The 25,276-nt window shown below is 61.3% G+C and carries 29 protein-coding genes and 1 tRNA gene; 16 read left to right on the top strand and 14 right to left on the bottom strand.

Features of this window, described 5'->3' with window-relative positions; all coding sequences use genetic code 11:
• The first annotated feature begins 83 nt into the window (after nt 1–83).
• Together GDV60_RS07470 and GDV60_RS07465 are read left to right on the top strand one after the other, a co-directional pair.
• Nucleotides 84–1,025: a folate-binding protein YgfZ gene (locus tag GDV60_RS07470; RefSeq protein WP_029299084.1), complete on the top strand. Its 942-nt coding sequence runs from the start codon at nt 84–86 to the stop codon at nt 1,023–1,025.
• Between the two features lie 36 nt (nt 1,026–1,061).
• Nucleotides 1,062–1,883, top strand: coding sequence for an HDOD domain-containing protein (locus tag GDV60_RS07465; protein WP_029299085.1), 822 nt, complete (start codon nt 1,062–1,064; stop codon nt 1,881–1,883).
• Between the two features lie 130 nt (nt 1,884–2,013).
• Here the strand turns inward: GDV60_RS07465 and GDV60_RS07460 are convergent, their stop codons facing one another.
• Together GDV60_RS07460 and GDV60_RS07455 are read right to left on the bottom strand one after the other, a co-directional pair.
• A complete protein-coding gene (locus tag GDV60_RS07460) occupies nt 2,014–3,399 on the bottom strand; it encodes a sensor histidine kinase (protein ID WP_065943869.1) in 1,386 nt (461 codons plus the stop codon).
• Entirely contained in the window at nt 3,392–4,063 is a 672-nt protein-coding gene (locus tag GDV60_RS07455; protein WP_029299087.1) for a response regulator, read from the bottom strand. The genes GDV60_RS07460 and GDV60_RS07455 overlap by 8 nt, the downstream gene beginning before the upstream one ends.
• A gap of 246 nt (nt 4,064–4,309) precedes the next feature.
• Between GDV60_RS07455 and GDV60_RS07450 the strand changes: the two genes are divergently transcribed.
• From GDV60_RS07450 to GDV60_RS07430, 5 genes are all read left to right on the top strand, one after another.
• Nucleotides 4,310–5,602 (top strand): OprD family porin, encoded by a 1,293-nt coding sequence (locus GDV60_RS07450; protein ID WP_029299088.1) that lies wholly within the window; start codon nt 4,310–4,312, stop codon nt 5,600–5,602.
• Between the two features lie 44 nt (nt 5,603–5,646).
• Nucleotides 5,647–6,630, top strand: coding sequence for a tripartite tricarboxylate transporter substrate binding protein (locus GDV60_RS07445; protein WP_029299089.1), 984 nt, complete (start codon nt 5,647–5,649; stop codon nt 6,628–6,630).
• 144 nt (nt 6,631–6,774) lie between these two features.
• Nucleotides 6,775–7,233 carry a tripartite tricarboxylate transporter TctB family protein gene (locus GDV60_RS07440; RefSeq protein ID WP_029299090.1) on the top strand — a complete coding sequence of 153 codons (459 nt, stop codon included), beginning with the start codon at nt 6,775–6,777 and terminating at the stop codon, nt 7,231–7,233.
• A 1-nt stretch (nt 7,234) separates the two neighbouring features.
• Nucleotides 7,235–8,749, top strand: a complete 1,515-nt coding sequence (locus GDV60_RS07435; protein ID WP_029299091.1) for a tripartite tricarboxylate transporter permease — start codon at nt 7,235–7,237, stop codon at nt 8,747–8,749.
• Nucleotides 8,742–9,779, top strand: coding sequence for an AbrB family transcriptional regulator (locus tag GDV60_RS07430; RefSeq protein ID WP_159906747.1), 1,038 nt, complete (start codon nt 8,742–8,744; stop codon nt 9,777–9,779). Before GDV60_RS07435 ends, GDV60_RS07430 begins: the two co-directional genes overlap by 8 nt.
• A gap of 140 nt (nt 9,780–9,919) precedes the next feature.
• Here GDV60_RS07430 and ung read toward each other — a convergent pair whose 3' ends face one another.
• A complete protein-coding gene (ung, locus tag GDV60_RS07425) occupies nt 9,920–10,615 on the bottom strand; it encodes a uracil-DNA glycosylase (protein ID WP_166647838.1) in 696 nt (231 codons plus the stop codon).
• A 131-nt stretch (nt 10,616–10,746) separates the two neighbouring features.
• On the opposite strand from ung, the gene GDV60_RS07420 reads away from it, so the two are divergent.
• Nucleotides 10,747–11,859: an enoyl-CoA hydratase/isomerase family protein gene (locus tag GDV60_RS07420; protein ID WP_092234244.1), complete on the top strand. Its 1,113-nt coding sequence runs from the start codon at nt 10,747–10,749 to the stop codon at nt 11,857–11,859.
• Nucleotides 11,860–11,881: 22 nt separating this feature from the next.
• Here GDV60_RS07420 and GDV60_RS07415 read toward each other — a convergent pair whose 3' ends face one another.
• Nucleotides 11,882–12,310 (bottom strand): DUF3757 domain-containing protein, encoded by a 429-nt coding sequence (locus GDV60_RS07415; protein WP_092234241.1) that lies wholly within the window; start codon nt 12,308–12,310, stop codon nt 11,882–11,884.
• Nucleotides 12,311–12,453: 143 nt separating this feature from the next.
• Nucleotides 12,454–12,813, bottom strand: coding sequence for a hypothetical protein (locus tag GDV60_RS26760; protein ID WP_029299096.1), 360 nt, complete (start codon nt 12,811–12,813; stop codon nt 12,454–12,456).
• 218 nt (nt 12,814–13,031) lie between these two features.
• Between GDV60_RS26760 and GDV60_RS07410 the strand changes: the two genes are divergently transcribed.
• From GDV60_RS07410 to GDV60_RS07380, 7 genes are all read left to right on the top strand, one after another.
• Nucleotides 13,032–13,244, top strand: a complete 213-nt coding sequence (locus GDV60_RS07410; protein WP_092234238.1) for a cysteine-rich CWC family protein — start codon at nt 13,032–13,034, stop codon at nt 13,242–13,244.
• Nucleotides 13,244–13,936, top strand: a complete 693-nt coding sequence (locus GDV60_RS07405; RefSeq protein ID WP_092234235.1) for a pseudouridine synthase — start codon at nt 13,244–13,246, stop codon at nt 13,934–13,936. The genes GDV60_RS07410 and GDV60_RS07405 overlap by 1 nt, the downstream gene beginning before the upstream one ends.
• Nucleotides 13,937–14,235: 299 nt before the next feature.
• Nucleotides 14,236–15,120 (top strand): alpha/beta fold hydrolase, encoded by an 885-nt coding sequence (locus GDV60_RS07400; RefSeq protein WP_029299099.1) that lies wholly within the window; start codon nt 14,236–14,238, stop codon nt 15,118–15,120.
• A gap of 141 nt (nt 15,121–15,261) precedes the next feature.
• Nucleotides 15,262–15,335 (top strand) — tRNA-Gly (locus tag GDV60_RS07395).
• Nucleotides 15,336–15,605: 270 nt separating this feature from the next.
• A complete protein-coding gene (locus tag GDV60_RS07390; RefSeq protein ID WP_029299101.1) occupies nt 15,606–15,788 on the top strand; it encodes a type II toxin-antitoxin system HicA family toxin in 183 nt (60 codons plus the stop codon).
• Nucleotides 15,789–15,811: 23 nt separating this feature from the next.
• The gene (locus GDV60_RS07385; RefSeq protein ID WP_070995801.1) at nt 15,812–16,222 is read left to right on the top strand and encodes a type II toxin-antitoxin system HicB family antitoxin; all 411 of its coding nucleotides are present in this window, start codon (nt 15,812–15,814) and stop codon (nt 16,220–16,222) included.
• 102 nt (nt 16,223–16,324) lie between these two features.
• Nucleotides 16,325–16,825 (top strand): methylated-DNA--[protein]-cysteine S-methyltransferase, encoded by a 501-nt coding sequence (locus GDV60_RS07380; protein WP_159906745.1) that lies wholly within the window; start codon nt 16,325–16,327, stop codon nt 16,823–16,825.
• 5 nt (nt 16,826–16,830) lie between these two features.
• Here GDV60_RS07380 and GDV60_RS26530 read toward each other — a convergent pair whose 3' ends face one another.
• From GDV60_RS26530 to GDV60_RS07365, 4 genes are all read right to left on the bottom strand, one after another.
• Nucleotides 16,831–16,977, bottom strand: a complete 147-nt coding sequence (locus GDV60_RS26530) for a hypothetical protein (RefSeq protein ID WP_166647832.1) — start codon at nt 16,975–16,977, stop codon at nt 16,831–16,833.
• Nucleotides 16,978–17,133: 156 nt separating this feature from the next.
• Nucleotides 17,134–17,661 carry a DUF4142 domain-containing protein gene (locus tag GDV60_RS07375; protein WP_029299104.1) on the bottom strand — a complete coding sequence of 176 codons (528 nt, stop codon included), beginning with the start codon at nt 17,659–17,661 and terminating at the stop codon, nt 17,134–17,136.
• A 118-nt stretch (nt 17,662–17,779) separates the two neighbouring features.
• Complete coding sequence (locus GDV60_RS07370; protein WP_029299105.1) at nt 17,780–18,421, bottom strand: LysE family translocator; 642 nt, start codon at nt 18,419–18,421, stop codon at nt 17,780–17,782.
• Between the two features lie 65 nt (nt 18,422–18,486).
• A complete protein-coding gene (locus GDV60_RS07365; protein ID WP_159906743.1) occupies nt 18,487–19,413 on the bottom strand; it encodes a LysR family transcriptional regulator in 927 nt (308 codons plus the stop codon).
• A 68-nt stretch (nt 19,414–19,481) separates the two neighbouring features.
• Here GDV60_RS07365 and GDV60_RS07360 point away from each other — a divergent pair, with 68 nt between their 5' ends.
• Nucleotides 19,482–19,970, top strand: a complete 489-nt coding sequence (locus GDV60_RS07360; RefSeq protein WP_029299107.1) for a DMT family transporter — start codon at nt 19,482–19,484, stop codon at nt 19,968–19,970.
• A 4-nt stretch (nt 19,971–19,974) separates the two neighbouring features.
• On the opposite strand, the gene GDV60_RS07355 is transcribed toward GDV60_RS07360, so the two are convergent.
• The 5 genes from GDV60_RS07355 to GDV60_RS07335 form a co-directional block, all read right to left on the bottom strand.
• Complete coding sequence (locus tag GDV60_RS07355) at nt 19,975–21,303, bottom strand: MFS transporter (protein WP_029299108.1); 1,329 nt, start codon at nt 21,301–21,303, stop codon at nt 19,975–19,977.
• A gap of 60 nt (nt 21,304–21,363) precedes the next feature.
• The gene (locus GDV60_RS07350) at nt 21,364–22,305 is read right to left on the bottom strand and encodes a hydroxymethylglutaryl-CoA lyase (protein WP_159906741.1); all 942 of its coding nucleotides are present in this window, start codon (nt 22,303–22,305) and stop codon (nt 21,364–21,366) included.
• Nucleotides 22,302–23,495 (bottom strand): CaiB/BaiF CoA-transferase family protein, encoded by a 1,194-nt coding sequence (locus tag GDV60_RS07345; RefSeq protein WP_159906739.1) that lies wholly within the window; start codon nt 23,493–23,495, stop codon nt 22,302–22,304. Before GDV60_RS07345 ends, GDV60_RS07350 begins: the two co-directional genes overlap by 4 nt.
• A 130-nt stretch (nt 23,496–23,625) precedes the next feature.
• Entirely contained in the window at nt 23,626–24,543 is a 918-nt protein-coding gene (locus GDV60_RS07340) for a LysR family transcriptional regulator (protein WP_029299111.1), read from the bottom strand.
• Nucleotides 24,543–25,217: an NAD-dependent epimerase/dehydratase family protein gene (locus GDV60_RS07335; RefSeq protein WP_159906737.1), complete on the bottom strand. Its 675-nt coding sequence runs from the start codon at nt 25,215–25,217 to the stop codon at nt 24,543–24,545. Before GDV60_RS07335 ends, GDV60_RS07340 begins: the two co-directional genes overlap by 1 nt.
• Nucleotides 25,218–25,276: the final 59 nt, after the last annotated feature.

Below are 25,276 nucleotides of genomic sequence, written 5' to 3'. Positions count from 1 at the left end.
CGGCTTTGGTCGGGCTTATGAAACTACCCATTTACCGGGCGCCCCTCTATGATGCACCCATGACTTTCCAACTGCGATGACCCATGGCTGACTCTGCTTTCTTCTGCCCCCTGTCCCACGAAGGCGTCCTGGCCGTTCGCGGCGCTGACGCGGCCAAGTTCCTCCAGGGACAACTGACCTGCAACCTCAACTACCTCAACGACACCCACGCCAGCCTCGGCGCGCGCTGCACCCAAAAGGGCCGTATGCAGTCGAGCTTCCGTATCGTGCTGCAAGGTGACGGCGTGTTGCTGGCCATGGCCAGCGAACTGCTGGAGCCACAACTGGCGGACCTGAAAAAATACGCCGTGTTTTCCAAGTCCAAGCTCACGGACGAAAGCGCCGCCTGGGTCCGCTTCGGCCTGGCCGACGCTGACCAGGCAATCGCCAGCCTGGGCCTGGATTTGCCAGCCGAGACCGACAGCGTGGCGCGCCATGAAGAGCTGCTGGCCATTCGCGTCTCCCCCGGCCGCGCCGAACTGTGGGCGCCCGCCGCGCAAGCCGAGCCGCTGCGCAACCAACTGGCCGCAACACTTGCCGAAGGCGATCTCAATGCCTGGCTGCTGGGGCAGGTTCGCGCCGGCATCGGCCAGGTCATGGCCCAGACCCGCGAGTTGTTCATCCCGCAGATGCTCAACCTGCAGGCGGTTGGTGGCGTAAGTTTCAAGAAAGGCTGCTACACCGGCCAGGAAATCGTCGCCCGCATGCAATACCTGGGCAAACTCAAGCGGCGCCTGTACCGCCTGAGCCTGGATGGCGACGCATTGCCCGAACCAGGTACACCACTGTTTGCCCCCAGCCATAACAGTGCCATCGGCGAGGTGGTGATTGCCGCCCGGGCCGACGAAGGGATTGAACTTCTGGCGGTGCTGCAAGCCGAAGCAGCCGACAGTGGCGATGTGCATTTAGGTACGCTGGAAGGCCCGGGTCTCAAGTTGCTCGACCTGCCCTACCCACTGGACCGTGATCGCGAGATCCAGCGTTAATCGCCACACCCTTTTGCAGCACCCTAGAGAGCATGAATGAACAAACTGGCGGAAAAAGTCCAACAGGCGTTGGTGATGGCCATCGATAACGATGACCTGGTTCTGCCCACGTTACCGGAAGTGGCCCTGAAAATTCGTCAGGCCGCCGAAGACCCCGAAGTCAGCATCAGTCATTTAAGCAAAGTCATCAGCCGCGATACCGCCCTCACGGCGCGGCTGATCAAGGTGGTCAACAGCCCGCTGTTGCGTGCCTCCCAGGAAGTCACCGACCTGCACACCGCCATCACGCGCCTGGGCACCAACTACAGCAGCAACCTGGCGATCGGCCTGGTGATGGAACAAATCTTCCATGCCCGCTCAGAAGCCGTCGAACAGAAGATGCGTGAAGTCTGGCGCCGCAGCCTGGAAGTGGCGGGCGTCTGCTACGCCTTGTGCCGCAACCACAGCCAGCTCAAGCCGGACCAGGCGGCGCTCGGCGGGCTGGTGCACCAGATCGGCGTATTGCCGATCCTGACCTACGCCGAAGATCACTACGAACTGCTCTCTGACCCGGTCAGCCTCAACCATGTGATCGATAGCATCCACCCGCTGTTGGGGGACAAACTGCTGCGGGGCTGGGACTTCCCGGAAATGCTGGTGAATGTGCCCGCACACTACCAGGACCTTGAGCGCGACTCGGCCAGCCTGGACTATGTCGACCTGGTGCAAGTGGCCGTGCTGTATTGCCACAAGAACACCAACCACCCGTTGGCCCACACTGCGCTGTCGAACTTGCCGGCATTCAAGAAGCTGCGCATCGACCCGCTCAATGAAGTGGTGCGCACCGAGCTGGATGAAGCACGCTCAATGTTCTACTGACCCCTGTAGGAGCGGGCTTGCCCGCGATGTTCGCCAACGATGACGCTGGGCGCCTGGCACTCTGCGGCGGTATGTCGCCCGCTATCGCAGGCAAGCCAGCCCCCACAGGTAAGCAGCTCGGCCCTCGCTGTCAGCCCGCGATAAAACTTACCCGCACCTTGAGCCCTTTCAGCTCGCCATCATGCAGGCTGATCTGGGCCAGGTGCGCGCGGCAGATTTCCCCGACAATCGCCAACCCCAGGCCTGACCCCGCGCCCTGCTGGTTGCGCCGATAGAAGCGCTCGAACACCCGGTCGCGCTCATCCAGCGGAATGCCTGGGCCATCATCTTCCACTTCCAGCACCGCCGGCGCGGTGACCCGCAGGATCACGTTGCCACCTGATGGCGTGTGCGCCAGGGCGTTATCCACCAGGTTGCTCAACAACTCGTTCAGCAAGGTCGGCTCGCCGCGCAACCACACCGGCTGATCCGCCTCCAATGCCAATGCCACGCCGCGAGCATGGGCCAGGGGCGCCATGGCCATGCCCAATTCACGGGCCAGCTGACTGAGGTCGAGCAACTGCGCCCCCCCTTCAGCAATCGCCCGCGCACCGTTTTCGATGCGTGCCAGGGACAGCAATTGATTGGCCAGGTGGGTCAAGCGATCCGTACCTTGCGCCGCCGTCTCCAGGGTGCTGCGCCAGATGGCCGGCTCCTCGGCGCGCAGGCCCAATTCCAGCCGGGCCTTGAGCGCGGCCAGTGGGGTGCGCAACTCGTGGGAAGCGTCGGCAATAAATTGGGCCTGGCGCTCGAACTGCCCGCGCAGGCGTTCGGTAAAGTGGTTCAAGGCCCGCACCAGTGGCCCCAGTTCGTGCTGCACTTCAACCAGCGGCAGCGGCCGCAGATCATCCGGCTGGCGTTCTTCCACCGCCGTGCGCAATCGCTCCAGCGGGCGCAGCGCCGCACTTACCGCAAACCACACCAGCAGCAAGGCGCCAATGGCCAGCATCCCCAGGCGCAGCAAGGTATCGGCCATCAGGCTGCGGGCCATGCTGACGCGGGCTTCGTCGGTTTCTGCCACGCGGATTTCGGCCATGCCATTCATGTTCGGTTCCGACACCGCCTTGAGCAGGCTCACCACCCGCACATTCTGCCCCTGGTACTTGGCGTTATAGAAACGCGCCAAGGCCGGATAATCGTCGGTGCGCGGCGTGCCCGGCGGCGGGCCTGGCAGGTGTTCGTAGCCAGAAATCAGCTTCTGGTGAATATCATTGACCTGGTAATAAATCCGCCCGGCACTGTCATAGGCGAATGTGTCCAGTGCCACGTAGGGCACATCGGCGCTGAGGGTGCCGTCGCGCTGGGACAGGCCGGCGGCGATGGTCCGCGCCGAGGCCAGCAACGTGCGGTCGTAGGCGGTGTCTGCCGCTTCGCGACCGTTCCAGTAGGCGCTCAAGCCGCTGGCCAGCATCAACACCACCAACAGCAATGCCAGGTTCCACAGCAGGCGCCATCGCAGGCTGCTGTGCTTACGCATCACGGGCTTCCAGCAAGTATCCAAGACCACGGAAAGTGACGATGGCGACCGGCTGCCCATCGAGTTTCTTGCGCAAGCGGTGCACATAGATTTCGATGGCATCGGGGCTGGCTTCCTCATCCAGGCCAAACACCTGGGACGCCAGTTGCTCCTTGCTCATGACCCGACCAGGGCGGGCGATCAGCGCTTCGAGCACCGCCTGCTCACGGGAGGTCAACGTCAGCAACTCACCACCAAGGGTGAAACGCCGGGTTTCCACGTCATACACCAGCACGCCACAGGTCTGCTGCCGCTCGCCACCCAGCACGCTGCGACGCAGCAGCGCCTTGACCCTGGCTTCCAGTTCAGTCAGTTCAAAGGGTTTGGCCAGATAGTCATCGGCGCCCAGGTTAAGGCCGTGTACCCGGTCCTTTACATCGCTGCGGGCAGTCAGCATCAACACCGGAAGATTTTTGCCACGGGCCCGCAAGCGCGCCAGCACCTCGAAACCATCCATGCGCGGCAAGCCCACATCGAGAATCGCCACGGCGTATTCCTCGCTGCTCAAGGCCAGGTCCGCCGCCACGCCATCGTGCAACACATCCACCGTCAACCCCGTGCTCTTGAGCGCCTGGGCCACACTTTCGGCCAGTTGCAGATGGTCTTCGACGAGCAGGACACGCATGGGTTTGTACCTCGTTGAGGGGTGGCCGGTGCCACCCTTTGTTTACCAACTCGCGGCGCAGTTTACAGCCGCGGCCTGTGCTGTGAAGCCCGAAAACATTGAAAGGACGCTGAAAGGTTAGTGAAAGGTTCGCCCATTAGCATCCGGAAACGGACGGTTACACCTTCCGAGCTATTTCACCCATAGCGCCCGAAAAACGCCTCGAAGCGTTTTCGCCTCATAAGAACAATAACGGAGTGCATCACGATGCTGTCGACACAGCCCCAGGCTTGCCCGCCTGTTCGTTTTTCCCGCCTGACCCAGACCGCCCTCGCCAGTGCCGCTGCCCTTGCCGGCTTTTCGCCGCTTAGCCAGGCTGCCTTCTTTGAAGACAGTAGCGCGACCCTGGAAACCCGCAACATGTACTTCAACCGCGACTTTCGCGACGGTACCAGCGCCCAGCAGTCCAAGCGCGACGAGTGGGCCCAGGGCTTCATGCTCAACCTGCAATCAGGCTACACCGACGGCACTGTCGGTTTTGGCGTAGATGCGCTGGGCATGCTCGGGGTCAAGCTCGACTCCAGCCCCGACCGCACCGGCAGCGGCCTGCTGCCCACCCACGATGATGGCCGCGCCGCTGACGAGTACTCCAAGCTGGGCCTGACCGGCAAAGTGAAAATCTCCGCCACCGAGCTTAAGGTCGGTTCGCTGATCCCCGAGTTGCCAATCCTCAAGGCCAACGACGGGCGCATCCTGCCGCAGACCTTCAACGGTGGCCTGCTGACCTCCAAGGAGTTCAAGAACCTGACGTTCACCGGCGGGCGCCTGGACAAGGCCAAGGACCGCGACGACACCAACTACGAGGACATTGCCCTCAACAACAAGAACAGCCGCTTCCTCAGCGGAGCCACCGGCAAGCACTTCAACTTCGGTGGCGTGGACTACAAGTTTGCCGAGAAGATCACCGGCAGCTACCACTTCGCCCAATTGGACGACGTGTACCGCCAACACTTCCTCGGCGTGGTCGCCTCAACGCCCATGGGCCCGGGCACCTTCGGCACCGACCTGCGCCTGGCCATCAGCGATGACACCGGCAGCGCGCGCGGCGGCAGCATTGACAACAAATCCCTCAACGGCATTTTCAGCTACGCCCTCAACGGCCATAAACTGAGCGCCGGCTACCAGCACATGTCCGGTGATAGCGCATTCCCGTATGTGGATGGCAGCGACCCGTACCTGGTCAACTTTGTACAGATCAACGACTTTGCCGGCGCCGAAGAACGCTCCTGGCAGGCCCGTTACGACTACGATTTTGCCAAGCTGGGGATCCCCGGCCTGAGCTTCATGAGCCGCTACCTGTCCGGTGACAACATCAAGCTCAAGAACGGCGACACCGGCAAAGAGTGGGAACGCAACACCGAAATCAAATACGTGGTGCAAAGCGGCGCGCTCAAGGACGTGGCCGTACGCCTGCGTAACGCCACCTACCGCTCCAACTACTCGGCCCGGGACGCAGACGAAGTGCGCGTGCTGGTCAGTTACAGCGTCGCACTGTGGTAACCCTGAAAGTCATACCCCCAATAACAACAATGACGGAGTTCCCCATGTCCTCATCCCTGCGTAAATTTGCCCTGGCCGCCGGCTGCATGTTGTTCGCCGGCCAACTGCTGGCCGCCGATGAACCCAAGCGCCCGGAGTGCATCGCACCGGCCTCCCCCGGCGGCGGTTTTGACCTGACGTGCAAACTGGTGCAAAGCGCACTGGTCAACGAGAAGCTGCTGAGCAAGCCGATGCGCGTGACCTACATGCCTGGCGGCGTGGGTGCGGTGGCCTATAACGCCGTCGTGGCCCAGCGCCCCGCCGATGCTGGCACGCTGGTAGCCTGGTCCAGTGGTTCCCTGCTGAACCTGGCCCAGGGCAAATTCGGGCGGTTCGATGAAAGCGCAGTGAAATGGCTGGCCGCGGTTGGCACCAGCTATGGCGCGATTGCGGTGAAAGCCGATTCGCCCTACAAGAGCCTCGATGACCTGGTACAGGCGCTGAAGAAAGATCCGAGCAAAGTAGTGATTGGTTCCGGCGGCACCGTCGGGAGCCAGGACTGGATGCAGACCGCCCTGATCGCCAAGGCTGCCGGAATCAACCCCCGCGACCTGCGTTATGTGGCCCTCGAAGGCGGCGGTGAAATCGCCACTGCCCTGCTCGGCGGGCATATCCAGGTGGGCAGTACCGACATCTCCGACTCCATGCCCCACATCCTCAGCGGCGATATGCGCCTGCTCGCGGTGTTCTCCGAAGAGCGCCTGGACGAGCCGGAAATGAAGAATATTCCGACCGCCAAAGAGCAAGGCTACGACATCGTCTGGCCGGTGGTACGCGGTTTCTACCTCGGGCCAAAAGTCAGCGATGCCGACTACGCCTGGTGGAAAGATGCATTCGACAAACTGCTGGCCTCCGAAGAGTTCGCCAAGCTGCGTGACCAGCGCGAGCTGTTCCCCTTCGCCATGACCGGCCAGGAGCTGGACACCTACGTGAAGAAACAGGTGGCTGACTACAAAGTGCTGGCCAAAGAGTTCGGCCTGATCCAGTAATCGCCCCTGTCATGTAATGCCGCTGTAGGAGCGAGCTTGCTCGCGAAAAACGTCAACGAAAACGCGGTTCAACTGGTTTGACGCGGCGCTTTCACGTTCTTCGCGAGCAAGCTCGCGCCTACAAAGGTGGCCTTGGAGTTTCCTATGCTCTTACAACGCATTTTCGCCGCAGTGCTGCTGCTGGCCTGCGCCGGCCTGGCGCTGATGGCCTGGCCGTACCAGGCGTCCTTTTCCTACGAACCCGTGGGGCCGCGGGCCTACCCGCTGCTGATGCTCGGGCTGATGAGCCTGGCACTGATCTACATGCTGTTTCGCCCGCAGCCGACCAAGCACACCGAAGAAGAGCCCGCCCTCGACCGTCAGACCCTGTTCAAGATCGGTATCTGCGTTGCGCTGCTGATCGTGTTCGCCGGCACCTTCGAACCCTTGGGTTTTATCCTCAGCAGCATGCTGATCGGCATCCCCATGGCGCGCCTGTATGGCGGCCGCTGGATGCCCAGTGTGGTAATCGTCAGCCTGATGGCCATTGGTCTTTATCTGCTCTTTGATAAAGCCATGGACGTGCCGCTGCCCCTCGGTCTGCTCGACGTTCTGGAGAACTGATATGGATACTTTTGGCTATTTGGGCCAGGGCTTCGGCGTCGCACTGAGCCCCTACAACCTGGTGACCGCGCTGTGCGGCACCCTGATCGGCACCGTGGTCGGCCTGCTGCCGGGCCTGGGCCCGATCAATGGCGTGGCACTGTTGATCCCCATCGCCTTTGCCCTGGGCCTGCCGCCAGAATCGGCCTTGATCCTGCTGGCAGCCGTATACCTGGGTTGCGAATACGGCGGGCGTATCAGCTCGATCCTGCTGAACATCCCCGGCGAAGCTTCCACCGTGATGACTACCCTGGACGGCTACCCAATGGCCCGCAAAGGCCTGGCCGGCGTGGCCCTGTCGTTGTCGGCATGGAGTTCGTTTATCGGCGCGTTTATCGCCACCTGCGGCATGGTGCTGTTTGCCCCGCTGCTGGCCAAATGGGCGATCGCATTTGGCCCGGCGGAATACTTCGTGCTGATGGTATTTGCCATCGTCTGCCTCGGAGGCATGGCCGGTGACAAACCGCTGAAGACCTTTGTAGCGGCGCTGATCGGCCTGTTCCTGTCGGCGGTGGGTATTGACGCCAACAGCGGCGTTTACCGCTTTACCGGCGACAATATTCACCTGACCGACGGCATCCAGTTTGTGGTGCTGGTATTGGGCCTGTTCTCCATCAGCGAGATCCTGCTGCTGCTGGAAAAAACCCATCGTGGCCAGGAGGCGGTAAAAGCCACTGGGCGGATGATGTTCAACCTGAAGGAGGCTTCTGCGGTATTTGTAGTCAACATCCGCTGTGGCCTGCTGGGCTTCATCATGGGCGTACTGCCCGGGGCGGGTGCCACCCTGGCATCAGCCGTGGCCTACATGACCGAGAAACGCCTGGCCGGTGCCAGTGGTAAATTCGGGCAAGGCGACATGCGTGGCCTGGCCGCGCCAGAAACCGCCATCGGCGCCTCCGCCTGCGGTGCGCTGGTACCGATGTTGACCCTCGGCGTACCCGGCTCGGGTACCACTGCGGTGATGATCGGCGCGTTGTCGCTATACAACATCACCCCTGGCCCGCTGTTGTTCCAACAGCAGCCGGATATCGTCTGGGGCCTGATCGCTTCGTTGTTTATCGCCAACATCATGCTGGTGATCCTCAACATCCCGATGATCCGCATCTTCACCCGCATCCTCGCCGTGCCGAACTGGGCACTGGTGCCGGTGATCGCCATCATCACCGCGATTGGTGTGTACGCGGTCCACGCCACCACCTTCGACCTGTTCCTGATGGTGGGTATCGGTATCTTCGGCTACATCCTGCGCAAGCTGGACTTCCCGCTGTCACCGGTGTTGCTGGGCTTTATCCTCGGCGGCCTGATGGAGCAGAACCTGCGCCGGGCGCTGTCGATCTCCAACGGCGATTTGCAGATTCTCTGGTCGAGCCCGATCACCTTTGGCGTCTGGGTACTGACGGCATTGATGCTGGCCTTCCCGCTGATCCGCATCTACCGCAAACGGGCCCTGCAGCGTCGCGCCGTGGCCGATGTCTGAAGTCACCTTTAAACAATGGTGGGCAACACCGCTGGTCGGTCTGGCCGGCGGTTACCTGGCCAGCCTGGTCGGCTGGCCTTTGCCGTATATGGTCGGTTCGTTGCTGGCGATCATCCTGGTGCGCTGCCTCACGCCCTGGCAGTTGGGCGAGATTCCCGGCGGGCGCAAATGTGGGCAATGGGTGGTGGGCATCGGTATCGGCCTGCACTTCACCCCGATGGTGATCGAGCAGGTGATGAGCCACTTTGGCCTGATCTTCTTCGGCGCGCTGGTCACCAGCCTGTCGAGCATTGTCGGTGTGTGGTTGATGCGCCGCAGCGGTGAAGACCGTGCCACGGCGTTTTTCTCGAGTATGCCGGGCGGCTCCGGCGAGATGGTCAACCTCGGTGCGCGTAATGGCGCGGTACTCAGCCGCGTGGCAGCAGGCCAGAGTCTGCGGGTGTTGTTGGTGGTGCTGTGCGTACCGGCGATCTTCAAATATTTGCTCGGCGGCGGCGCACCACAATTTCACCCGGCACCCGTGGACTGGGCCTGGCTGGCCGTGCTGTTTCCCATCGGCGCCCTGGTCGCCTGGGGCTGGCAGCGTCTGCACCAGCCCAACCCGTGGTTGTTCGGGCCGTTGCTGGTCAGCGCCATCGCCAGCATCACCTGGGATCTGCACATCGGCCTGCCCGATGGCGGCAGTCAGGTCGGCCAATGGTTGATCGGCAGCGGCCTGGGTTGCCACTTCAACCGGCAGTTCTTTCGTCGGGCGCCCGCCTTCATGGGCCGCACCTTGGTCGGCACAGTGCTGACCATGTTGATCGCCACCCTGGCGGCGGTAGGATTGAGTGCGCTGACGCAGTTGGATCTGCGCTCGCTGACGCTGGGCATGATGCCCGGTGGGATTGCCGAAATGAGCCTCACGGCCGAGACCCTGCAACTGTCGGTGCCGTTGGTGACGGCGATGCAGGTGATGCGGTTGTTGTTTGTGCTGTTCCTCGCGGAACCATTATTCCGCCACTGGAACCGCCAGCCGGACACCGTCTAGAACCTGGCACAACCCTAATGTGGGAGCGGGCTTGCTCGCGAAGGCGGTGGCTCAGTTGATAAATACTTGACTGACCCACCGCCTTCGCGAGCAAGCCCGCTCCCACACAATCACGCTCTCACATCCTTTGGTGTTGGGCCTTAGATGGGCGGCAACCGCCACTCGATCGGCGTCTCGCCATTCTGCTCAAGAAACTTGTTTGTCCGACTGAAATGCCCGCAGCCCAAAAACCCGCGATACGCCGACAATGGCGACGGATGCACCGAAGTCAGCACCAAATGCTTGGTGGCATCAATCAGCTTCTGCTTGCCCTGGGCATGGGCGCCCCACAGCAGGAATACCAGGTGCGGCTGATGCTCGCTGACCACTTCAATCACCCGGTCAGTGAAGAACTGCCAGCCCTTGCCCGCATGGGCGTTGGCTGTCGCACGTTCCACGGTCATGGTGGTGTTGAGCAGCAACACGCCCTGGTCGGCCCAGCTTTGCAGGCAACCATGGTTGGGAATGTCGATATTGAGGTCGCGCTTGAGCTCTTTATAGATGTTGAGCAGCGACGGCGGCGTCGGCACGCCCGGCTGCACCGAGAAGCACAGGCCATGGGCCTGGCCCGGGCCGTGGTAGGGGTCTTGCCCGAGGATCACCACCTTGACCTTGTCCAGCGGCGTGGAGTTGAGCGCATTGAAAATCAGCGGGCCCGGCGGGTAGATCTCTTTGCCTGCCGCATGCTCCTGGCGCAGGAACTCGCGCAACTCGTTCATGTACGGCTGCTCGAACTCCTCGCGCAAGGCGTGTTTCCAGCTCGGTTCGAGTTTGATACGGTCGTCGGAAGTCATCAGAAACACATCATGTAAAAAGAGTGGGCGAACCCTAGGAAAGCCCACCCTACTTGTCAATTGATCTGACGCATAACCGGCACATTCCCACGAAGGGATCATACTCAACGTTCAATTTACCGATTGAGGTCATGATGAATCTGCACTTCGAAGAGCTCACTGGCACCGATGGAGCCCGTATCGGCATCGCCAGCCTGGACGCGGAAAAATCCCTCAATGCCCTCTCCCTCCCGATGATCCTGGCCCTGGGCGAACGCCTGGACCAGTGGGCCAGGGACCCGCAAATCGTCTGCGTGCTGCTGCGCGGCAATGGGGCCAAGGCGTTCTGCGCCGGCGGTGAAGTGCGCAGCCTGGCCCAGGCCTGTCGTGAGCAGCCGGGTGAAGTGCCGGCGTTGGCTGCACAGTTTTTTGCTGCGGAATATCGTCTCGACTATCGCTTGCATACCTACCCCAAGCCACTGATCTGCTGGGGCCATGGCTATGTGCTGGGCGGCGGCATGGGCTTGCTGCAAAGCGCAGCCATCCGCGTGGTCACACCGAGCAGCCGCCTGGCCATGCCGGAAATCAGCATCGGCCTGTACCCGGATGTGGGCGCCAGTTGGTTCCTCTCACGCCTGCCGGGCAAGCTCGGCCTGTTTCTCGGCCTCACCGGCGCCCATATGAATGGTCGCGACGCCCTGGACCTGGGCCTGGCCGACCGTTTCCTGCTGGATGAACAACAGGACGAGATGCTCGAAGGCCTGCTGCAGTTGAATTGGCAGGAGCAGACGGCGATGCAACTCAACAGCCTGTTCAAGGCCCTGGCCCAGGAAGCCGTCAGCCAGCAGCCCGCGCCGCAGTGGTTGCCACGACGCCAGCAAATCGACGAATGGCTGGATGTGGGCGACGTGTGCGGCGCCTGGCGCGCGTTGAACCAGTTGCGCGAGCATGCCGACCCGCTGTTCAGCCGGGCCGGCAAGACATTGAGCGAGGGCTGCCCACTGACTGCCCATCTGGTGTGGGAGCAGATCCAACGGGCACGGCACCTGTCCCTGTCAGAGGTTTTCCAGATGGAGTACACCTTGAGCCTCAATTGCTGTCGGCACCCGGAGTTCAGTGAAGGGGTACGGGCACGTCTGATCGACAAGGATCAGCAGCCCCATTGGCATTGGCCGGATATCAAGCGCGTTCCCGAGGCGGTGGTCGAGGCGCACTTTCACAAGGCCTGGGAAGGACGCCATCCGCTGGCGGACCTGTCTGACTTATGACAGAGCGGCGTCAGGCAATTGGCTAGTTTTGGGGGTTATCGAGGGTGAACGAACAGTTGTCGGGCTGGCTGTCCGTACATATGTAGATTTGCTGGTCAAACGGCCCACGGGCCGGCACCCAGTGGGTGGAATCGCTCAGTGACATACTGGGGCGCGGCTCGGGCGCCTGGAACCTGAGGTTGACCCACTGGTTGTTGGCCGCCTTGTAGGTGCAGTATTCCAGATGCCCTCGCCTGCGCTCCCCGGCCTCGGTCGGCGTAAAAACGGCGCCGACAAACGTGTCCACAAAGCCCGGAAACTCAACCTTGGGGCTTTTCCAGGCGCCGTTGTCACTTTGCAAATAACCACCCGTGCGCTTGATCGACGAGGGATAGGGGCAGCCGAACTCTGCGCTGGCATCAGCGATCGGAAAAACGCCTAGTAAACATAGAATGACTACCCGGCTGATCATGTGTCATCCCAGTGCGCTGCTAAGGTATTGCCACTTAGTTAAGTCCGAGAAGGGCGCGCAAGATAGCTGTGAAATATGACAGTGGAGACAAACGGTCGCCCACAAAAAACGGCGCTTTGCGCGCCGTTTAAAGGAATAGATGTTTACCGGTGCCCGCCGCGGCCCCGGCCATGATCGCCGCCACGGCCGTCTCCTCGCCCATGACCACTGTAGCCGCGGTGATCGCCCCAACCCTGGCTTGGGTAGGGCCGGTAGCCCGCTCTTGGCCCCGCTGGGTAGTAACGGGGTGCCGGCTGATAATAACGAGGCGCGGAATAGTAGCGCGGGGGCGGTGCGTAATACCCACGCCGATACTGGTAAGACGGCCCGCCGCCGTAGTAATAGACCGGCGCCGGCGCGGTGTAGACTTCGGATCGGTAGTAGCTGGAGCCTCCATCGTAATAGGGCACACAGGCAGAAAGGGTCAAGCCGAGCACAGCGGTGAGGAGCAATCGACGATACATGGCGGCCTCCTGGACCGCGGAAGAGCCCACACCAGCGACGCTGGAGGGCGACACACAGCCTTCGCTGAATGACGAAATATCTGACATCAAAAACAGAATCTGGTGCGACATGGACATAGATTGAAACATCTGTGGCGCAATAAACCGCCCAGGGCTGTATCGTGCCAGGTATACCGGGTTTCACCGCAATCTCGACTGAATCACGCCTGAACCGACCAATGACCACTCCCACACTTTGCCCGGCCTGCGGCGCCCGCAACGACTGCACCCTGGCCGACCCACGCACCGCTGACCGCGCCTGCTGGTGCTACAGCGTCACCATCGACCCCAAGGTGCTCGAAGCCCTGCCGATGGAGCTTCGCAACAAGGCTTGCCTGTGCCCGCGCTGTGCCCAGGTCGATGCCCAATTGCGCGGGGCCGAGCCCCAGTAATGCGTATCGACCGATTTCTCAGCAACCTGCCGCGCTTCAATCGCCAGCAGGTGCGCCTGCTGCTGGCGGAGCGGCGGATCCAGGTGGATGGACAGCCGGTAAACGATCCACGGCATGACGTTCGCGAATTCAGCCGGGTGGAATGTGATGGCCAACTCCTGCAAGCCGGCAAACCCGCACGGTACTTCATGCTGCACAAGCCGCCTGGCTGCGTGAGTGCCACCGTCGACCCGCAACACGCCACCGTCCTCGACCTGCTGGATGAACCCGACAAGGGCGACCTGCATATCGCCGGCCGCCTGGACTTCAACACCACTGGCCTGCTGCTGCTCACCAATGACGGCCAGTGGTCGCGACGCCTGACCCAGCCCCAGACCAAACTGCCCAAGGTCTACTACGTCGAGACCGAACAGGAGATTGGCCCGGACTATGCCGCAACGTTCAGCGCCGGCCTGTACTTCGCCTTCGAGGACCTGACCACCCAACCGGCCGATCTGCAGGTGCTGGGCCCCAAAAGTGCGCGTCTAAGCATCATTGAAGGGCGTTATCACCAGGTCAAGCGCATGTTCGGGCACTTCAACAACAAGGTCACGCGCCTGCACCGCGAGCGCATGGGGCCGCTGGCGCTGGATGAACAGCTCGCCCCCGGCCAGTATCGGCCGCTGACCGAGGCTGAAATCCGCCAGATATGACCGTTGGGCCGGTGATCGGCAAAACTCCAGGGGGAAACTGGCGACCTGGCCCGCCTCCTGCTTGAATCAAATCGCCAGCCGCAATCTGACTGGCTAGTCACAGCCTCTTCCAAGAAACACATTGCCTGCCCGCACTCCCTTGATTGCCGGCGTTGCAGGCAAGCTGCCCGCCATAACAACACCCGTCGGCCAGTTTCATCGGACCGACATGGGCCTCCCTTCCAGGCGTATGCCTACCTGTCACAAAGCTCGTGCAGAGTGATCTGCGCGCACCACCCGCTTGCCAGGAGTCTTACGACATGAGGCCAGAAATCGCTGTGCTGGATATACAGGGTCAGTATCGGGTTTACACGGAGTTCTATCGCGCGGAGGCTGCTCAAAAGACCATCATCCTGGTCAACGGCTCCATGGCCACCACCGCGTCTTTTGCCCAGACCGTGAAAAGCCTGTATCCGCAGTTCAACGTGGTTTTGTACGATCAGCCCTACGCCGGTCGCTCCAAAGCCCACAACCGTCATGAGCAAATGCTGACGAAGGACAGTGAAGGCCAGATCCTCCTGGAACTCATCGAGCACTTCGCCGCCGAACATGTGCTGTCCTTCTCCTGGGGCGGTGTCGCCACCCTCGTCGCCCTTGCCCAGCGGCCTCGGCGAGTGGAAAAGGCCGTCATCAGCTCGTTCTCTCCGGTGATCAACGCGCCGATGCGCGACTACCTGGAGCGCGGCGTCGACTACCTCGGCAGCCTCGACCGCCACAGCGTCGGGCACCTGGTCAACAGCACCATCGGCAAACACCTGCCGCCGCTGTTCAAGCGCTTCAACTATCGGCACGTCAGCACCCTGGCCGAGCACGAGTATGGGCAGATGCACTTCCACATCAGCCAGGTCCTCAACAGCGACCGCCAGTGCTACCTCAAGGCTGCGCGGCAGATCGACATTCCGGTGTTGTTCTTGAATGGCGAATGGGACGAATACACCAGCGCCGAGGATGCCCGACTGTTTGGCCAACATGTGGCCAACAGCAGCTTTGGCACCATCCAGGCCACCGGGCACTTCCTGGACATGGAGCACAAGGCCGCGTGCAACGACAGCCGGAAGGCATTGATGGGCTTTTTGAAACCGCAACAGTCGGTGAGTCGACTGCGGTATCACCAGGGACAGGCTGTGCATGCACTGGCGATTTAAAGGCTGGACCCTGGGCGGGTATGACGCTGTGTGGCTGCCCAGGGTTGGCTGAAAGTTTGGACGGACGCTCGCAACTTGCACATTTTTCAAAGAAAAACTTCAAATCGCCGCGCACATCTGGTACAAAGTCAGCCGCTTTGAGCGGGTATAGTTTAGTGGCAAAACGAAAGCTTCCCAAGCTTTAGTTGAGGGTTCGATTCCCTCTACCCGCTCCACATCATTGTGTTCCCACGCCAAATTGTTTTTAGCGGGGAATGATAAAAAACCGGCTCATGGAGCCGGTTTTTTTACGCCCGGATTTTACCCATCAATCCCAGCCTGCTCAGCCGCCCCCACCCGCAAAACCGTGTAATACCTCCAGCCGGCAGCCCCGGCGTTCCCCCATACACTTCTTGAACGACTTGCCGCTGCCGTTTGGTAGGTAGAGTGTTGATAATTTTTTTTCAGTGGTTATAGTCACTACCAACACACCACAAGGAGGTGATGTGGATAGCCGATATTTGATAGGCCATATCGTTGCAGACGGCTGGTATCTGGCACGCGTCAGGGGCAGCCATCATCATTTCAAACATCCAACCAAGCCTGGGCTGGTGACCATTCCCCATCCCCGGAAAGAGCTGTTGGACAAGACCGCCAAGAGCATTTTGAAACAAGCTCTGCTCGGTTGAGCGCTCCAGGGAGAACCACGAACATGCTGTATCCGATTGCAATTTCAACGGGTGACGACGACCACGCCTGGGGAGTGGAAGTCCCCGACATTCCTGGATGTTTCTCTGCCGGAGATGACCTGGATGACGCCATGGCCATGGCACGGGAGGCCATAGAAGGTCACTTCGAGCTGCTGGCGGAAGATGGCGCGCCCATTCCCAGCGCGCAAAAAGTCACCCACCACGCGGCCAACCCTCTGTACGCCGGCTGCATCTGGGCGGTAGTGGACATCGATGTGACCAAGTACCTGGGCAAGGCGCAAAAACTCAACATCACCTTGCCGGGTTATCTGCTCAACCGCATTGATGAATACGTGCTGCATCACCCGGAAGAAAAAAGCCGCTCCGGGTTCCTGGCTTCGGCAGCGCTGAAAGTTCTGCAACAAGAGCGGTGACGCTACCGAATTTGACCGCAAGAAACGTAGTTCACGCAGCTGCGATGAGCGCTAAAGTGCCAACCTGTCCACTAAATGGTCCGCCCAACAAGGAGCCCGCTCATGCCGTGTGAATACAAACTCATGCCCTCCCCCGTCGGCCAATTGACCCTGGTCGCACGCAACGGCAAGCTCGCCGCCATCTTGTGGGAAACCGAGCGCGCCAACCGGGTGCGCCTGGGCGAGTTGGTGGAGGTCGATGACAACCCAGCGCTGCTGCAGGCGGAACGCCAGTTGAATGAATATTTTGCCGGCACCCGCGACCGCTTCGATCTGGAACTGGATTTCGAAGGCACCGAATTCCAGAAAAAAGTCTGGGCCGCGCTGTTGACCATTCCCTTCGGCGAAACCCGCAGCTACAGCCAGATAGCCACGCAGATTGGCAGCCCGAAAGCGGTGCGTGCGGTGGGGGCCGCCAATGGGCGCAATCCGATTTCAATCGTCGCGCCCTGCCATCGGGTGATTGGTGCGTCGGGCCGGCTCACCGGGTTTGCCGGTGGCCTGGAGGCCAAGCAGTACCTGCTCACGCTGGAGGACGGCGAGCCGACCCGGTCGCTGTTTTGATGACGCTATGGCTGGTCGGCCTTGGAATCCTTCATTTGCACGGATGATTTGCTGCCATCGGTATTGTCCTGGGTTTCGTTGTTCGAGCTGTCGAAGCAGCCCTGCAGGAGTACCAGGCAGCAGGCCAGGCAAAGGGTACGGGTAAGGTTCATGGTCGTGCGTCCATTCAACGGGGTGATAAGACAGTGACCCATCGGCCCGGGCCTGGGTTCGATACCCCCACGGTTGGCCCGCCGAACGGTCAAGCGGCATAAAAAAACGGCGGTTGGAGTTCAATCCAACCACCGTTCTCGGGAGCGCAACCTCCCTCAACCGTCGCCGCGACGACTCTTGCCGTAGGACGACGCCAGCGCCCGGGCTTTTTCCAGGCGGGTTTCCAGCTTAGGCAAGGTCTCATCGACCAATGCCTTGATTTCGGGGATCTCCGACGCAGCGCCTTCCTGCTTGAACAAGGCGATTGCATCTTCGTTGGCCTTGACCTGCTGGGCCGTGTAGGCGGCGTCAAACGAATCGCCATCGGTCAGTTCAGGCATCAGGGTTTCGGCCTTGTCGGCGATCTGGTCGCGAGGCGCCACCGGCAAGTCGAGTTTTTTCGCAATGGCCGCCAAATGCTGGTTGGCCAGGGTGCGTTCGTTGATGACCTCGATGGTGTAGTCCTTGATTTCCTGGGACGAAGTCTTGGCGTGGGCCATGCGGCTGGTTTCGATATCAGCCATGCCTTTGGCCGAGGCTTGTTCGATGAATTCGGCAGGCCCTTGGGCGAGCGCATTGCTGGCGCCGAGGCCCAGCAGCATCGCGAAAGTGGCGGTGCGTAACCGGATAGCCGTGCGGCTCATGATGGGTTCCTCCAGGTAATAAATACATGCCGGGGAACGAGCCCCGCCCTGAATCTGAATTTTCAGGGCGGCAAAGGTTTAGAAAAAACTTGTTGGTGCGACGAACGGTCGTGTGGCGTCAGGCAGTTTTACTACCCAGCAAGCCCGGCAACGCATGGGCCAGGGCATTGAGCGCAAAGCCGATAAACATCACGCCACACAGCTTGGTGATCAACACTTCATGGCGCTGATACACCGCACGCACCTGCCGCGCGCCGACAACTGCGATCAGGATCCCATAGGCCAGCAGGCCGCCAAAAAAGCTCAGGACGATCAACCACGGCAACATGCCCCAGGTCAGCAACTCGGCCCGGCTCGACAGCAACGCAGTGAATGTAGCCACGGCCACGGGATATGCCTTGGGGTTGGTCAGGCCAAACAGGATGCCGTGCCAGAACGGTTGGCGCGCTGCACCCTGGGGCGACTCGTCGCTGCGGTTGCGGGTACGAATCGCACGAATGCCCAGCCAAAACAGATACAGGGCGCTGAGCACACCCAGCACATCAAACGCGCTGCTGCCGATTTCCCGCGCGCCGACAATCGCCACCAGCGCGGTGCTGCACCACACCACATCGCCCAACAGGTGCCCGCACAGAAAACCGGCCCCGGCCCGCCGGCCGCGCGCGGCGCCAATGCCAAATACCGCCAGCACCCCTGGACCCGGCGTGATGCCGTAGATAAAGCCCGAGGCAATGACGGCAAACAACAATGATGAAGTCATGGGTAACACGCTCAGAAAATAGTGGGGGCGCGTCGATTGTGCACAATCCACCCCACACTGCAATGCTAGGTTCCACGCCTGGCCAGCACGTCCTGCACTTGCGCGATCAACCACTGTAACGCGCCGTCCCCGCCGCGGCGTTTATGCCAGGCCAGTACAAAACCGAAGGACGGAATATGAAACGGTGGCGGTACCACCAGCAGACGCCGCGGATCGATATTCAGCAGCCCCTGTGAGGACACGGTAAGGATCAGGTCGGTGCCCTGGATCAACTGCGGCGCGACGCTCCAATGCGGCAGGCTGATCGCCACATGCCGCCGCTCACGGATCGCGGTCAGCGCCCGTTCGATTTCCGGGGTGCCACTGCCGCGCATTTCCAGCAACACATGGGGCCGCGCCAGGTAGGTGGGTAAGTCGAGCACACCATCGGCGGGCAAACTATCGCGGTCCACCAGGCAGGCGTAATGCTCTTGGAACAATGGCGTGCTGCGCAACTCGGCTGGCAGGTCGGGAAAGACCCCGGCGGCCAGGTCGATTTCGCCACTGAGCACCCCTTCTTGCATGCCCTCACGACTGGCGTGGGTGATGGCCAGGTCAATCCCCGGCGCCTGCTCGCGCAGCGCCCTTGCCAGCCCAGGCAACAATAGCGCCGCGCCATAATCGGACATGGCCAAACGAAAAGTGCGCTTGGCCGACGCTGGTTCGAAACGGTTCGGCGCCAGCAGCGACTGCACCTGGGCCAGCGCATCGGCCAAGGGCGCCGCCAGTTCCAGTGCACGAGCGGTGGCGACCAGGCCACTGCCCTGGCGCACCAGCAACGGGTCGCCCAGCAGGTCCCGCAAGCGTGCCAGTGCATGGCTCACCGCCGGCTGGCTCAGGTGCAGGCGCTCGGCGGCGCGGGTGACGTGCTGCTCGCTGAGCAACGCGTCGAGGATCACCAGCAGGTTGAGGTCGATACGGCGCAGATCATTCATATGGTGCATGTTCAGCATAAGAACTTGGAATTTAAATCTGCGCGACGAATACCGTAGAGTCCAGTAAAACCTTTGGGAGATTGATCATGACCACGTTGCATTGGCTGGGCTTGTTACTGTTGGCGGTGATTGCCGGGGCGGTGGTGCCGTTTCAGAGCGCGATCAACGCTAACCTCGGGCGCGGCCTTGGGCATCCGCTGTGGGCGACCCTGGCCTCGCTGCTGGTGAGTATCCTGGTGTTGCTGCCGGTAATTCTGGCGTTAAGGTTGCCGCTGCCAAGCCTGGGTTTTATCAGCAAGGCCCCACTGTGGATGTGGACCGGCGGCGCATTCGGCGTGTGTTTTATCTCCCTGGCCCTGGTCCTGCTGCCCAAGCTCGGCGCCTCCGGATTTATCGCCCTGGCCCTGAGCGGGCAGGTCCTCGCCTCGTTGTTACTTGATCACTTTGGCTTGTTTGGCTTGGTGGAGCGGCAACTGACAGCACCCCGTTTGCTCGGGGTGCTGATGTTGATCGGGGGGGTGGCGTTGATTCAGTTCAGTGCCGCACCGACCAGGGCGTTGACCGCCGTGGGATGAGGGTTCAGCGCTTGTCGGAGGTGCGCAATAGGTGTGGCAAGCCCCAGAGCAACAGCGCCGCCGCAATCAACGCGCACACACCAATCACATACAGCGCCGGGGTGGTGCTGCCTGTGATGTCCTTGATGCGCCCGACCATTACCGGGCTGACAATGCCGCCCAGTTGGCCCAGGGTATTGATCAAGGCAATCCCGCCCGCTGCACCTGCGCCGGCACCGGCCAGTAGCTTGGGAGGCAAGGTCCAGAAGGTCGGGATCGAGGCGATAATACCGGCGCCCAACAGGCCCAGGGCGATGATCAGGAATGTCGTGTGGTCATCAAAGATCCCGGCGCAGAAGAAGCCCACGGCACCCAGTGCCACCAGGCCGCTGACAAACTTGCGCCGCTCACCGGTTGCATCCGACCAACGTCCGATCACCACCATGCTGATCGCCCCGCAGACGTACGGAATCGCCGTCAGAAAACCGATGGTGACCGAACTCTGGACGCCAGTGCTGCGGATCAGTTGCGGCGCCCAGAAGTTCAGGCCATAGGATGCCACCTGGATCAGGAAGTAGATCAACCCCAGCGTGAGGAAACCGGGAATTTTCAGGGCCTGGAGCAATGAGCCTTTCTTGTGAACTTCATGCACCGCGATGCGACTCGACAACAGGGCTTTCTCTTCAGCGCTCAGCCACGGCGCATCTTCAATGCGGTCCTTGAGCTGGGTCAAAACCATCCATGCCAGCACCACGCAAGGCAAGCCACCGAGCAGGAACAACCAGTGCCAGCCGCGCAGTTGCAGCACGCCATCCATGTGTTCCAGCACCAGGCCGGAAAACGGCGCGCCCACCAACCCGGCAAACGCCGAGGCGAGGAACAGCATTGAGGTAATCCGCCCGCGGAAATCCTGGGGGAACCACAAGGTCAGGTAATACAGCACCCCCGGCGCAAAACCGGCTTCCATGGCGCCGATCAGAAAGCGCAATGTGTAGAACTGCCACTCGGCCGTCACAAATACCATGGCCGCCGTGGCAAGGCCCCATGACACCATGATCCGGGCGATCCAACGTCGGGCACCGACCCGGTACAACATCATGTTGCTCGGTACTTCGAAGATCACATAGCCCATCACAAACAACCCCGCGCCCAAGCCGTAGGCGGTGTTGCTCAACCCCAGATCGGCCTGCAACTGGAACTTGGCGAAGCTGATATTGATACGGTCAAAAAACGCGAACAGATAACACACCATGATCAATGGCATCAGGCGCCAAGCGACCTTATTGACCAGGGCTTTCATTTCATCGGGCTCAACGGCCGGGCGTACGCCGGCCTCCATAGTCTTTGGCTTCATGTGTTTCTCCAGGGGGACTGCCCACAGGCGTCCGAATTGTTTTTGTTGTCTGGGTGAGGCTCACAGGGTGGCGATATACGCCGGGGGCGGATGCAGGTCACTGTTGCGGCCGGCCTTGACCACCTGGCCAGGCAGTTCATGGCCGAGCAGCGCCGGTAATTGCCTGGACATCTGCAACAGATGTGGCAAGTCGATACCGGTGGGGATGCCAACTTCTTCACACAAGTTGACCAGATCTTCGGTGCAGATATTGCCCGACGCCCCCGGTGCAAACGGGCAACCGCCGAGCCCGCCGAGGGCCGCATCAAAACGCCGGGCTCCGGCCTCGTAGGCCGCCAGTACATTGCACAACCCCAGGCCACGGGTATTGTGAAAATGCAGGGTCAAATCGCTGGCGCGCACACGCTGCAACACCCGATTGACCAGGCGCCGGACCTGACGCGGGTTGGCCATGCCGGTGGTATCGGCCAGGGTGATGCCCTGGACGCCCAGTTCGAGATAGGCGTCCACCAGGTGCAACACACGGTCCTCGTCGATCTTGCCTTCGAACGGGCAACCGAAGGTGGTGGCGATACTGCCATTGAGGCTTACCGGGTAATCGCTGGCAAAATTCACCACCTCGCCGAAGGCCGCCAGCGAGGCTTCGCAGCGCATGCGCAGGTTGGCCAGGTTGTGGGTCTGGCTGGCGGACAGCACCAGGTTCAACTCATCCGCGCCAGAGGCAACTGCACGCTGGGCGCCCTTGAGGTTGGGGATCAGTGCCACATAGATCACCCCGGTGCGACGGCGAATCCCCTGGAATACCTGTTCGCCATCCCGCAGTGCGGGAATAGCCTTGGGCGAGACAAAGGAGCCGGCCTCGATGCGCGAAAAACCGGCCTGGGACAATTGGTCGATCAGGCTGATTTTATCGGCGGTCTCGACCCAGCCCGGCTCGATTTGCAAGCCGTCCCTGGGCGAGACTTCCTGCACAATCAGTGGGTCGGAATAATCAACGATCATTGCACTACTCCCGCGTTTTTCAGGCGCTGAATATCAGCCTCGGCCAGGCCCATGCCGCCGAGAATTTCATCGGTGTGCTGGCCCAGGCTGGGGCCTTGCCAGTTCACGGCGCCGGGGGTTTGCGAGAGTTTGGGCACAATGCCCGGCATCTTCACCGTCAACCCGCCAGGCAGTTCGGCGTTGAGCAGCATGCCCCGGGCCTGATAGTGCGGATCGGCGACGATATCAGCCACCGAATAAATACGTCCGGCGGGCACCTCGGCCGCCTGCAAGGCATCGAGCACCCGTTCGATGGGCAGGCTGCTGGTCCAATGGGTGATGGCCGCATCCAGCAGGCCGCTTTGCGCCGCACGGCCGTCGTTATGGGCGAAGGCCTCGTCCTCGGCCAGATCGATGCGGCCAATGGCAGTCATCAGCCGTTTGTAGATGGGGTCACTGTTACCGGCGATCACCACATAGGCGCCGTCGGCAGTCAGGTAAGTATTGGACGGTGCAATACCGGGCAAGGCGCCACCGCTGCGTTCACGAACATGGCCGAGCATGTCGTATTCCGGCACCAGGCTTTCCATCAGGTTGAACACACTCTCAGCCAAAGACACGTCCACCACCTGCCCATCGCCCTGCCCGGTCTTGACCCGCAGCAGCGACATCAAGGCGCCGATCACCCCGTGCAACGAAGCCAGGGAGTCGCCGAGGCTGACCCCGACCCGGGCCGGCGGTGAATCGGGGTTGCCAGTGGTATAGCGAATCCCGCCCATGGCTTCGCCGATTGCACCAAAACCCGAGCGGTCGCGATAAGGCCCGGTCTGGCCGTAGCCGGAGATGCGTACCAGGGTCAGCCTGGGGTTGAGGGCATGCAACACGTCCCAGCCCAGGCCGAGTTTCTCCAGGCCGCCAGGGCGCAGGTTCTCGATCAGCACATCGGCATCGCCAAGCAACTGCTTGACCAGCGCCAGGCCTTCGGCTGACTTGAGGTCCAGGGCCAGGGATTTCTTGTTGCGCGATTGCAGATACCACCACAGCGAGGTGCCCTGATGCAGCTTTCGCCATTTGCGAAGCGGGTCGCCTTGGCCCATGGATTCGATCTTGATCACCTCGGCACCAAACTCGGCCATCAACCGGGCGGCGAACGGCGCAGCAATCAACGTGCCGATCTCGATCACCTTGATACCGCTCAGGGGAGCCGTCATAGGGCGTACCTCTTGTGCTTGGAATGTGAACCCAGGCTAGAGGACGGTGAAGGGGTAAATCCAACCTTCAATTGGCAACGAGCGTTCGCAAAACGCGAACGACCAGGGAATGAGCCGACAGACCATTCCGTCAGACCGCACCCTCAGAGGCGTGTAGATATTCAAACAATAAACGGCTGACCGGCGACAGCGCGGCTTCATCGCGCACCACCAGGACCAAACGGCGTACCGCCCATTCATCCGTCAGCGGGACCGCCTGCAGGCCCAGCGAGCGCCCGAACAATTCATAGGCTTTCTGCGGCAGGATGCCGATGCCCATGTGGGCCTGGACCATGCGGCACATCGCATCGAAGCCCGGCACATGGATGCGCAGGTGCAGCATCTTGCCGGCCTCCCGCGCCGCTGCGTGGGTACGCATATTGATCGAACTGGCGACATGCAGGCCGACATAATCGCAGCCCAGGGTTTCGCTGAACGACAACCCCTCGCGGTCGGCCAGCGGGTGATCCATCGGCATCAGCACCATCAGGTTGTCGCGGCGATACGTCACGCTGAACAAGCCCTTGGTATCGGTATCGCTGGAGCAGATCCCCAAGTCCGCCACACCGTCAAGCACACCTTGAACCACACCCGTGCTGGGGCGTTCTTCAAGGTCGGTCTTGAGCTGCGGATGCAGCGCGGTGAAGTCGCGCAAATCTTCCGGCAGGAACTGGATGATCGCCGACAGGTTGGCCAGCATCCGCACATACCCACGCACGCCATGGCTGTGTTCGCCCAATTCCAGGCCCATCTTTTGCACGTTGAACAGCATCTGCCGGCCGTGATGCAACAAGGTTTCACCCGCCGCAGTGAGGCTCATGCCCTTGGCCTGGCGCACAAACAGTGTCAGGCCCAGCATTTTTTCCAGATCCACCAGACGCTTGCTGGCGGCCGATACGGCAATGGATTCACGCGCTGCAGCGCGGGTCAGCGTGCCCTCCTCGTACACGGCGACGAACAGCTGCAAGGTGATCAGATCCAGGCGACGGATCAGGCTTTTGGACAACATCACACTCGCTCAGCGGCCAGACGGTGGATCTCGGCGGGCTCGATCACCGCTTGCGGCGCGCCATGCCGGACCACCGCCAGCATCGCCCGTCCGACGGTCTCAGTACTCACGACCCACGCCGGCCGCACACGACGCACCAACGACAGCAGCGGCCCGATCAGGTTGTAGATTGTCTGGTAAAGCGGGGTTTTAGAACGCACGCCATGCACCGGCTGGATGATCCCCGGACGGAACAGGTAAACCGCCTTGAACGGCAGGCGCAGCAAGGCATTCTCGGTCTTGCCCTTGACCCGCGCCCACATCACCTTGCCCTGCTCGGAGCTGTCGGTGCCCGTGCCGGACACATACACAAAAGTCATCTGCGGATTGAGCCGCGCCAGGGTGCTGGCGGCGACCAGGGTCAGGTCGTAGGTCTGGCGGGTGTAGGTGGCTTCATCCATACCCACCGACGACACCCCCAGGCAAAACAGGCAGGCATCAAAGCCTTGCAGCAAATGCTCCAAGGGTTGGAAGTCGAACATATCAGCGTGTAACACCTGATGCAGCTTGCCATGCTCCTGGGTCAACGCCGTGCGCCCCACCGCCACCACTTCCTGCACATCAGCGGCCAGCAGACACTCACGCAACACGCCCTGGCCGACCATGCCGGTGGCGCCGAATAGCAGAACTCTCATAAGGGTGGGCCTCGGTGGCAAGCTTCAAGTTAAGAGCAGTACAAGCTGCTCAGATTAAC

Source organism: Pseudomonas sp. DTU12.1, assembly GCF_009873475.1.
Taxonomy (GTDB): domain Bacteria; phylum Pseudomonadota; class Gammaproteobacteria; order Pseudomonadales; family Pseudomonadaceae; genus Aquipseudomonas; species Aquipseudomonas proteolytica.
Note: the sequence above shows the minus strand (reverse complement) of the source record. Positions and strands in the feature narration are given on the sequence as shown.